This window comes from Globicatella sanguinis NBRC 15551 (genome assembly GCF_001552295.1).
Taxonomy (GTDB): Bacteria; Bacillota; Bacilli; order Lactobacillales; family Aerococcaceae; genus Globicatella; species Globicatella sanguinis.
Window position 1 is genome coordinate 1 of sequence record NZ_BCQX01000087.1, and the last position, 10,063, is coordinate 10,063.

Consider the following 10,063-nt stretch of genomic DNA (forward strand, 5'->3'; position numbering starts at 1 on the left):
TTAAATACATTATACCATCTATTTAGTGAAAACATTAACGATAACCTAGTAAAATCAACAAAAAGAGCTGTCTATTTCGCTAATTCCTCCTAGGTATTAATACCGAGGTTTCCTTAGCTGACAGCTTGTATATGAAAATCATGAGTCGTTTACTATGACGAGGATAGAAAGAGCACTAGAAATTATGATGTTAATTCAGCGCTATAATATATATTATAAATAATTTTCAATATTTGGAATAATGGCAATACCTTTTGTTCCTCGTCCTGTATGAGTTCCCACTACAGGTCCCAAAGCTGAAACCGAAGAGGTGATTCCTGGATGCTCAGCAACAATTTGCATTTCAACCTTTTTAATTTCGTCATACGCGTCTCCATGCGCAAAAGCAATACTAATCCCTTTCGGATATTTGTCGATTGCTTCTTGAACTAATTCAGACCACCGCTTAAACACTCGTTTATTGGTTCTAATTTTTTCAAACAAAACAATTTTACCCTCTTGATCAAAATAGAGTAATGGTCGTATTTGTAATACACCACCTAAGAGGGCACTTGTGGCAGTTAATCGGCCACCTTTTACTAAGTTGGTTAAATCTTCAACCATTAAATAAATACGACTTTCATTAGCCAACCAATTTAATTTATTCGCAATAAGTGAAGAGTCTTCTCCTTGATCAATCATTTTTAAAGCCGCTCTTACTAGACCTTCCATCGTCACAGAAGCTCCCTTGGAATCAATACAATAGGCTTGTATTTTATCTTGATACTCACTGGTAACCATTACCGCGGTTTGATAAGTACCACTAATCCCTGCTGATAAATGAATACAAAAAACGGTTTGATATCCCTCAGCTACTAAGTGATCAAGCAACTCATAATATTTACCTACTTGTGGTTGAGAGGTGGTAGGTAGTTGAGTTTCTTTACTTAAACGATCATAGAATAATTTTAATTGTGCTGGTTCACAGGTATCACTGATGACAGTGCCATCACTAAAATTAACTGTTAAATCAATTGTATAAACATTTGATAGTGAATTTAATTCTTCAGACAGATAGCCTACACTATCGACAATTAATGCAGTTTTCATTGATTACCTCCTCTTTATGATTTATTTTTTATTGGAATATAGACCGTGTCTTCACCAATTTTTTCCCAAGTCAGTTGTCCATTAAATAATGAAATTAACTCTTCTTCTACTGTTTTTGCACTTTCGATATTAACAGCTAATTGATAATTGACTTGGTCGGTATATATTGTATCAAGGATAGTGATAGGATGCTCGGTTTTATTGAGAAAATAATTAAAAGTATCTACTGAAGGATAACCAATAATTAAAGAAATCCGCATCTGACTAATATTAGCGACGATTTCTGCCTCTTTTAAAGCTTCACTCACTGAATTACCATAAGCTCGAATTAATCCGCCAGTCCCTAATTTGATACCTCCAAAATAGCGAACTACCACAGCCAATATATTGGTTAATTGATGATGCTTTAGCACCTCTAACATTGGTACGCCCGCTGTGCCACTAGGTTCGCCATCATCACTCATTCTTTGAATGGAAAAATCTTCCCCTATTACAAAGGCTGAACAGTGATGATTCGCTTTATGATGTTCTTTACGAATAGTTTTCAATTTTTCTTCAACTTCGGCCTCAGTCTTAACAGGGACCAAATAAGTTATAAAGCGTGATTTTTTTATTTCCATTTCAGAAACAAATTCTTTTAAAATAGTACGAAAATTCTCGGACAATTGATCCCTCCTAATGAGTTGCAACAGGAATTATTGCCATTCCTTTGACACCATTTCCACCGTGTACGCCTACTACTGGTGTCAAATAACCTATGCCAAAGGATTTTATTTGAGGAAATTTCTTTTTCATTGTTTCTTGAACAGCTGCGACCGCTTCATAAGCGTCTCCATGAGCAAATCTTAAATGAATGCCATTAGGAAACTTTTGCAATGCATTTTCAACAATTTCTTCCCAACGCTTATAAACTTTCTTCTCTGTTCTAATTTTTTCGATTACTTGAACTGCTCCCGTATCAGTAAATTCTAATAATGGTTTTATTTGCAGTAAGGACCCTAAAAAAGCATTGGCAGATGATAAGCGTCCTGATTTTACTAGGTTATTCAAATCTTCAATGACCATATAAATATGAGATTCTTCAGCTAGCCAATTTAATTTTTCATTAATCTCTTCAAAAGTAAGCCCCATATTTTGCATCTCTAACGCCTGTTCTAACATATTCTCAATTACAACAGAAGTGCCTTTTGAATCAATCGCTGTGACCATTAAACGATCTGAATATTCATTTAAAACCATTTGCGATGTTTGAAAAGTGCCGCTTAACTGACTAGACAAATTAATCACAATGACTGCTTGGTAATTATTTGCTATTAATTGATCCATTAATTGGTAGTATTCACCAGGTGACGGTTGCGCAGTAGTGGGTAATTGAGTTTCTTCTTTTAAACGTTGATAAAAAGCTTTTACTTTTGAATTTTCTGTTGAATCCTCATACACATCGCCATTGGCAAAATTAATCGTTAAATTTAAAACATAAACATCTGGATGTTGTTTTAATTCGTCTTTTAATCCAGCCGTACTGTCTACAATATAAGCTATTTTCATTCTATCATCCTTTCCTATTTATTTTGTTTAGATAATTTATTCATTGTTACCATTAAAATGATTAAAATGATTCCGGTTACGATTAACCAAATTACACGATAATTAGGCCAGATATGTGAAAAGATTGCAATTAAAGAAAAGATAATCGTGATACAAATCATTGATAAAACCACTTGTCTCTTTGAAAAACCGAATCTTAACAATCGATGATGTAAATGCTCGCGATCGGCTTGACCAATCGGTTTATTCGTTAAGAATCGTCTCATCATCGCATAACTTGCATCAAACAATGGAACCATATAGATTAAAACAGGTACTATTAATGAAAATAAACTAGCATTTTTCAAATTTGAAACCGATAAAGCAGCATACATGAAGCCAATAAATAAAGCCCCAGTATCCCCTAAATAGATTCTTGCCGGTACCCAATTAAAAGGTAAAAAACCTAAAATAGCACCTGTTAATAAGATTAACATTGTCAGAAATGCCATTCTAATGGACAAACTAAAAAAGTAAGTCGTAATAATTAAGGTAATTAAACTGACAATGGATACTGAGCAAGCTAAACCATCAACGCCATCAATCAGATTTACCGCATTGGTCACCGCATAAATCCACATAATAGTAGCAGAATAGGATAATATTTCAAAAAATAAAGGACTCGCTTCAGGTAATAATGCAGAAGAAAATTCAATGCCTGCTTTAAAATACAATAGATTCGCAGCTAATAGAATCCCGATAGTTTTTTGTATCGGATTTAATTCAATCGTATCATCAATAATCCCCACGATTAGGATGACAATCGAGGCAATGAACAACCAAAATTGATTACTTGACGATAATAATTGAGGTATTGTGAAAATAGACCCGATCCAAAAACTTAAAAATATGGCAATCCCACCATAACTGGCAACTTTTTTTTGACTCTCTTGAATTTGATGTGGATCCTTATCGAGCCACTTTTTTCTTTTAGCAATATGTAATAGTACAGCTGTTAGTACAAAAGATAAAAGAGTTACTTGTAAGAAGGCCGTTCCTATTTGGCTTAGCATCTCACTGTCTCCTTTCTACCAACTTATTAATTTTTCCAAAAATCATCGAAAATGGTAATAGGTAAATGACGTTTATGTTGCGATTTAAGGTACCATTTTTCGATTGTTTCTGCGTCTTGTTCTGATACTTCTTTACCCGTTAAATAATCATCAATGGCTTGATACGTTACTCCTAAAGCCACTTCATCAGCAATCATCGGTTTATTTTCTTCTAAATCCGCTGTAGGAACTTTTAAATATAATCGTTCTGGTGACTGAAGTTCTTTCATTAATTCTCGTCCTTGGCCTTTAGTTAAGCGCCATAATGGTGTGATATCAGCGGCACCATCGCCAAATTTGGTATAAAAACCGGTTACGGCCTCCGCGGCATGATCGGTACCAATCACAGCCCCAGCCATTTGTCCGGCAATCGCATACTGGACAATCATTCTTTGACGAGCTTTAATATTTCCTTTATTGTAATCACTAATCTCTAATGGATTCATTTCCAATGCTTTAACCATCGCATCAGTGCTCTCTTTAATATTAATAGTCATTATTTGATCAGGTTGAATGAATTCAAGCGCCGCTATAGCATCCGCTTCATCATTTTGAACTCCATAAGGTAGACGAACTGCTATAAATTGATAACTTTGATCACCGGTTTCTGCTCTGATTTCTTCTATCGCTAATTGAGCTAAACGACCGGCTAGACTTGAATCTTGTCCACCACTAATTCCTAAAACATAAGTTTTTAAAAATGGATGTGCCATTAAATATTCTTTTAAGAAATCAATGGTACGTCTTACTTCTTGCTTTGGATCGATCGTAGGAGCAACATGCAAAGCGCTAATAATTTCCTGTTGTAAAGGACGCATTATTGATCACCTTTTTCCATTTTTTTAACTTGACTGTCGATTTTTGAACGAATGTCTTTAATACTTGCCATTTTTTCATCATATAATTTTTGAGATAAGTCTACCGGATATTGTTCAGGGTTTAAAATCCGTTTGTATTCATCCCATAATGCATTAATCGATTTATTAGCGTAGTCTTTCACTTCAGATAATGAAGGAACTTCATATACTAACTCACCCTTTTTAAAGACCTCAACTAATAATGGCTTAGCAGTAAAGTCTTTAACTGTCTTATTGATATATGTATGTACCGGATGGAACATAAAAAGTTCATCTAATAAATCGGGACGTTCATCAATTAAAGCAACATAATCACCTTCGGATTTGCCATCACGATTACGTGTAATACGCCAAACTTGTTTCACACCTGGAGTCGACATTTTTTCAGCATTACTTGAAATTTTCATTGTTGGTACCATTTCACCATTTTCATCCTCAATGCTGACTAATTTATATACCGCTCCTAGTGAAGGTTGATCGAAAGCAGTAATAATTTTAGTCCCAACACCCCAATCATCAATTTTTGCCCCTTGCATTCTTAAGTTAAGAATCGTTTTTTCATCTAAATCATTAGAAGCAATAATGTGAGCATCTGGGAAACCTGCCTCATCTAATTGTTCACGAATTTTTTTTGATTGATAAGCCATGTCACCAGAGTCAATTCGAACTCCTAAGAAATTAATTTTATCACCCATTTCACGTGCTACACGGATAGCAGTGGGTACACCTGAACGTAATGTATCATAAGTATCCACTAAAAATACAACATTTTTATGTGATTCAGCATATTTTTTAAATGCAGTATATTCATCACGATAGGCTTGTACTAAAGAATGAGCGTGAGTACCGGAAACAGGAATACCGAATAATTTTCCAGCACGAACATTACTAGTAGAATCAAACCCTCCAATATAAGCAGCGCGCGTGCCCCAAATAGCTGCTTCCATTTCTTGAGCACGACGGGTTCCAAATTCTGATAACTTATCATTCTCACCAATCACACTACGCATACGAGAGGCTTTAGTGGCAATCAATGTTTGGAAATTTAAAATATTGAGTATCGCAGTTTCAACGATTTGACATTGACCTAAAGGCCCTTCAATTTGAATTAAAGGTTCGTTTGCAAAACATAGTTCTCCTTCAACCAAACTTCTCACGGTACAAGTAAATTTGAAATCACGTAAATAGTCTAAAAATTCCTGTGGATATAAGTCTAAGCTTTCTAAATATTCAATATCAGTTTTTGAAAAACGCAAATTACTTAAATATTGAACGATTCGTTCTAATCCTGCAAAAACAGCATATCCATTTTCAAAAGGATTTTTTCTAAAATAGGCTTCAAATACCGCTTGTCGATCAGCTGTATTGTCATCCCAATACGTTTTTAACATATTTATTTGATATAGGTCAGTATGTAATGATAAACTATCATCCGTATAATTAAACATAATATACTCCTTCATTATTAACGTCAATTTAATCTTTATTTTGACTTTTACTTTTGTTCATTATACCACATCTAATTAGTCAAGTTCCATGAAGAGCCTTAGTTTCTATAGAGAAAGCCTTGCTGGGCGCACCGAAAAAACCTTTCAAACTTCGTAAATTGGTTTGAAAGGTTTTATTAATGGATTAACTATTTAACTCAAATTAATCCAAAATATTGAATTTTTCGCTAAATAATGGACTGACAGAACGATTTTCATGGATTCGACGAATGGCTTCTCCCACTAACTGACTAACGGAAATAATTTCAATTTTATCAATTTTCTTTTCTTCCGGTAAGACAATTGAATCGGTAATAATCACTTTTTCAACTGGCGCTGCTTCTAATTTTTCTTTTGCATTGCCTGATAAAATAGCGTGAGTACAACAAATATAAACTTCTTTAGCACCTTTTTCTTTTAAGGCATTAGCGGCTAAAGTAATCGTTCCAGCTGTATCAATCATATCATCAATAATAATACATTTTTTTCCTTCAACATCCCCAACGATATTCATGATTTCCGCAACATTTGGACGTGGACGGCGTTTATCAATAATCGCAATCGGAGATTTTAAAAATTCTGCTAATTTTCTAGCGCGAGTAACACCACCATGGTCAGGGGAAACGACTACGCAATCATCCCCATGTAAATTATTTTCTAAGAAATAATTCGCTAATAAAGGTGCTCCCATTAAATGGTCTACTGGAATATCAAAGAACCCTTGAATTTGAGCTGCATGCAAGTCTAATGCTAAAATACGAGAAGCTCCGGCCATCGTCAACATATTCGCTACTAACTTAGCTGTAATCGGCTCTCTTGATTGGGCTTTGCGGTCTTGTCTCGCATATCCATAATAAGGAATCACAATATTAATTGTTTTTGCACTTGCACGACGTAAAGCATCAATCATAATCATTAATTCCATTAAATGATCACTTACAGGGAATGAAGTCGATTGGACGATATAAACATGATCCCCACGAACACTTTCTTCAATATTTACTTTAATTTCACCGTCAGAAAAATGAGAAATTGTTAATTGTCCTAATTCAATTCCTACTTCTTCTGCAATTTTTTCTGCTAAGGGTCTATTTGAACTTAATGAAAAAATCTTCAACTTTGGATCTTTATAATGTACTTTTGTCACGAAATGAACCTCCATTTAATTTTGATCTATTTTCTGACGCTTTTTTTTTTGTAATTTTTCCCAATAGCCTGGAATATTTTTTTGTTCAGATCTTGAAATGACTAATGATTCTGATTCAACATCTTTGATTACCGTTGTGCCGGCCGCAACAAATACTTTTTCGCCAATATTAACAGGTGAAACAATATTCGCATTGCATCCAATAAAGGCATCTTTTCCAACATGCGAACGATGTTTATGTTTACCATCATAATTCACAAAAATGGTACCGCATCCCACATTAATATTTTCTTCTAAATCAGCATCCCCAATATAAGTTAAATGGCCTGCTTTGGTTCCTTCACCAATCGTACTATTTTTTACTTCTACAAAGTTTCCAATATGTACATTTTTATCCAACTTACTGTTTGGACGAAGATGAGCAAACGGTCCAATCGTCACGCCTTCTGAAACGACTGATTTTTCAATAACTGATTGAGTAATTTCGACATTATCTGCAATTTCACTATCTACGATTTCACTATTAGCACCTATCAAACAATCAGAACCGATAATGGTATTGCCTTTTAACATTACACCTGGTTCAATAATGGTATCGTTGCCGATTTTAACACTTGCTTCAATAAAGGTAGTTGCTGGGTTCACGATGGTGACACCATTGCGCATATGCTCTAAATTAATACGTTTTGTCATTAATTTATTCGCTTGAGATAGAGCAACACGATCATTGACCCCTAATGCTTCTGACATATCATCCATAATATAAGCGGAAATTTTACCGCCTTCAGCCTTAATCAATTCAATCACATCTGGTAAATAATATTCACCTTGGGCATTATCATTTTTGACATTTGATAGAGCTTTAAATAAGGCTTTATTATCAAAAACGTAAGTACCTGTATTGATTTCTGTAATTTTTAATTCTGATTCTGAAGCGTCTTTTTGTTCGACAATTTTTTCAACATCTTCATTCGTAGAACGTACGACACGCCCATAACCCGTTGGATCTTCAGCAATAGCTGTTAAAATAGTTGCACTTGCTTGGTTTTCCGAATGATATTTAAATAGATAATTTAAAGTGTCACTTGAAAGTAACGGCGTATCGCCACAAATAACCAATGTTTGTCCGTCTAAATCACCAATTAAATCTTTAGCTTGTAGGACCGCGTGACCCGTTCCTAATTGTTCCTCTTGCAATGCGTACTTAGATTGTTCACCTAAAACTTCTTTAACTGTTTCAGCACCATGGCCAACAATTGTAACAATTTCATCTACACCCGATGATTTTACTGAATTTACCACATGTTCCACCATCGATAAGCCACATACTGGATGCAATACTTTGTATAATTTTGACTTCATCCTGGTTCCTTTTCCGGCTGCTAGAATAACAGCTAAACGATTTTCCATCAAAACACTCCTCTGTGTATTTCTTACCACCTAATTATAGCACAACGAGAACAGAATATTGATAAAAAAACTGCATTTACTCAAAAAAAGTTCCTAGTTCTGATTGAAGTTCAAAACGTGATTCTTCTTTATTATAAACGATCTCGACCTTTAATAAAGAGTCATAATCCGGAATGGGTTCATGGTCTCGATACGTACTCTCAACAAACACGCAAATACCAACAGTTTTACAATCAAATTCTTCAATTAAGTTCATTAATCCAATCATTGTTCCACCATTTCGTAGAAAGTCATCAATGATTAACACTTTACTTCCTGCTTTTAAACTAACTTTTGAAAGTTCCATTTTAGAAACTCTTTGATGAGACCCTGACACATAGTTAACAGAAATAGTAGAACCGTCCATCTCAGAAGAACTTCTACGAACAACTACATGTGGAACATTTAAATATTTAGCAACTGCTACACAAAGCCCAATTCCTTTAGTTTCAATCGTTACAACAGCATCAATCTCTTCCTTTTGATATTTAACAGCAATTAGTTTCGCAATATTATCTAATAACCTCGGATCTTGTAATAAATCGGCCAAATATACATAATTTCCGGGTAAAATTCTTTTTCCTTCGGTTAATCTTTGACGAATTTCATCCATTAATTCATTTGTCTTAACGTCTGAATAAGCTGGTCTAAAAATCATGCCGCCTTGCACACCCGCTATTGTTTCAATGACACCAATCTCTGTTTCTTCAAAAATCCCTCTAACAAAATCAATGTCTTCACTGATGGAAGATTTAGCAGAGTTAAAATAATCAGAAAAATAGGATAACCCAATTAATTCATTTGGATGAGTCACAAAAAATTGACTAATGTATACAATCCTCTGATTGCGTTTCATTTTATTCGACATTGTAGCCATAAAAAAACCTCCAGTCTCTTAATAAATCTATTATAGCAAAAAAACAAATGATAGCTAGCAAATAATTGTTAATGTTCGTGAAAAACAACAAAATTAAGGAAGTTTTAATAAGTAAAAAACACTTGAACAATCGTCAAGTGCGTCATTATTATTACAATAAGACTCATTCGTCAAAGAATCCAAAGTTTAAATTAAAGACCACACCATTTGACAAAGAGGCGTAAAAATAGCGGTAATGGTTCCTGCACCAACACTAAAAATTATAGAACCACAAAAAACCTTAGCACCATAAGGCAACTAAGGTCTTCAAACTGATGTATTTATAAAAATATGCCGGTGGCCGGGGTCGAACCGACACGCCCGTGAAGGCACAGGATTTTGAGTCCAGCGCGTCTGCCAATTCCGCCACACCGGGCTAATTGTAAGGCGGTAACCGGATTTGAACCGGTGATCGAGGTTTTGCAGACCAATGCCTTACCACTTGGCTATACCGCCATATCTTGTATAGCTATTCTTCT

The 10,063-nt window shown here is 34.8% G+C and carries 9 protein-coding genes and 2 tRNA genes; all 11 read right to left on the reverse strand.

All coding sequences use genetic code 11. The features are described from left to right. Nucleotides 1-213: 213 nt before the first annotated feature. Nucleotides 214-1,089 carry a DegV family protein gene (locus tag GSA01S_RS07610; RefSeq protein ID WP_066126325.1) on the reverse strand — a complete coding sequence of 292 codons (876 nt, stop codon included), beginning with the start codon at nucleotides 1,087-1,089 and terminating at the stop codon, nucleotides 214-216. 14 nt (nucleotides 1,090-1,103) lie between these two features. Beyond that, the gene (locus GSA01S_RS07615) at nucleotides 1,104-1,754 is read right to left on the reverse strand and encodes a YigZ family protein (RefSeq protein WP_066126327.1); all 651 of its coding nucleotides are present in this window, start codon (nucleotides 1,752-1,754) and stop codon (nucleotides 1,104-1,106) included. A gap of 10 nt (nucleotides 1,755-1,764) precedes the next feature. After that, on the reverse strand, nucleotides 1,765-2,637 hold the full coding sequence (locus GSA01S_RS07620) for a DegV family protein (protein WP_066126329.1): 873 nt from the start codon (nucleotides 2,635-2,637) through the stop codon (nucleotides 1,765-1,767). Nucleotides 2,638-2,651: 14 nt separating this feature from the next. Then, nucleotides 2,652-3,689, reverse strand: coding sequence for an MraY family glycosyltransferase (locus tag GSA01S_RS07625; protein ID WP_066126331.1), 1,038 nt, complete (start codon nucleotides 3,687-3,689; stop codon nucleotides 2,652-2,654). 26 nt (nucleotides 3,690-3,715) lie between these two features. Further along, nucleotides 3,716-4,546 carry an NAD(+) synthase gene (gene nadE, locus GSA01S_RS07630; RefSeq protein WP_066126333.1) on the reverse strand — a complete coding sequence of 277 codons (831 nt, stop codon included), beginning with the start codon at nucleotides 4,544-4,546 and terminating at the stop codon, nucleotides 3,716-3,718. Beyond that, nucleotides 4,546-6,033 carry a nicotinate phosphoribosyltransferase gene (locus tag GSA01S_RS07635; protein WP_174519406.1) on the reverse strand — a complete coding sequence of 496 codons (1,488 nt, stop codon included), beginning with the start codon at nucleotides 6,031-6,033 and terminating at the stop codon, nucleotides 4,546-4,548. Before GSA01S_RS07635 ends, nadE begins: the two co-directional genes overlap by 1 nt. A gap of 202 nt (nucleotides 6,034-6,235) precedes the next feature. Next, on the reverse strand, nucleotides 6,236-7,219 hold the full coding sequence (locus GSA01S_RS07640; protein WP_245631300.1) for a ribose-phosphate diphosphokinase: 984 nt from the start codon (nucleotides 7,217-7,219) through the stop codon (nucleotides 6,236-6,238). A gap of 15 nt (nucleotides 7,220-7,234) precedes the next feature. Then, entirely contained in the window at nucleotides 7,235-8,629 is a 1,395-nt protein-coding gene (glmU, locus tag GSA01S_RS07645) for a bifunctional UDP-N-acetylglucosamine diphosphorylase/glucosamine-1-phosphate N-acetyltransferase GlmU (RefSeq protein ID WP_066126336.1), read from the reverse strand. A gap of 76 nt (nucleotides 8,630-8,705) precedes the next feature. Next, on the reverse strand, nucleotides 8,706-9,545 hold the full coding sequence (gene purR, locus GSA01S_RS07650; protein ID WP_245631301.1) for a pur operon repressor: 840 nt from the start codon (nucleotides 9,543-9,545) through the stop codon (nucleotides 8,706-8,708). A 331-nt stretch (nucleotides 9,546-9,876) separates the two neighbouring features. After that, a tRNA-Leu gene (locus tag GSA01S_RS07655) sits at nucleotides 9,877-9,961 on the reverse strand. An 8-nt stretch (nucleotides 9,962-9,969) separates the two neighbouring features. Then, a tRNA-Cys gene (locus GSA01S_RS07660) sits at nucleotides 9,970-10,040 on the reverse strand. Between the last annotated feature and the right edge of the window lie 23 nt (nucleotides 10,041-10,063).

What these genes read in the sequence shown, in the direction of transcription:
- GSA01S_RS07620 (WP_066126329.1), bottom strand. Translation starts at nt 2,637, where the DNA reads ATGAAAATAGCTTATATTGTAGACAGTACGGCTGGATTAAAAGACGAA.
- glmU (WP_066126336.1), bottom strand. Translation starts at nt 8,629, where the DNA reads ATGGAAAATCGTTTAGCTGTTATTCTAGCAGCCGGAAAAGGAACCAGG.
- purR (WP_245631301.1), bottom strand. Translation starts at nt 9,545, where the DNA reads ATGGCTACAATGTCGAATAAAATGAAACGCAATCAGAGGATTGTATAC.
- GSA01S_RS07635 (WP_174519406.1), bottom strand. Translation starts at nt 6,033, where the DNA reads ATGTTTAATTATACGGATGATAGTTTATCATTACATACTGACCTATAT.
- GSA01S_RS07610 (WP_066126325.1), bottom strand. Translation starts at nt 1,089, where the DNA reads ATGAAAACTGCATTAATTGTCGATAGTGTAGGCTATCTGTCTGAAGAA.
- GSA01S_RS07625 (WP_066126331.1), bottom strand. Translation starts at nt 3,689, where the DNA reads ATGCTAAGCCAAATAGGAACGGCCTTCTTACAAGTAACTCTTTTATCT.
- nadE (WP_066126333.1), bottom strand. Translation starts at nt 4,546, where the DNA reads ATGCGTCCTTTACAACAGGAAATTATTAGCGCTTTGCATGTTGCTCCT.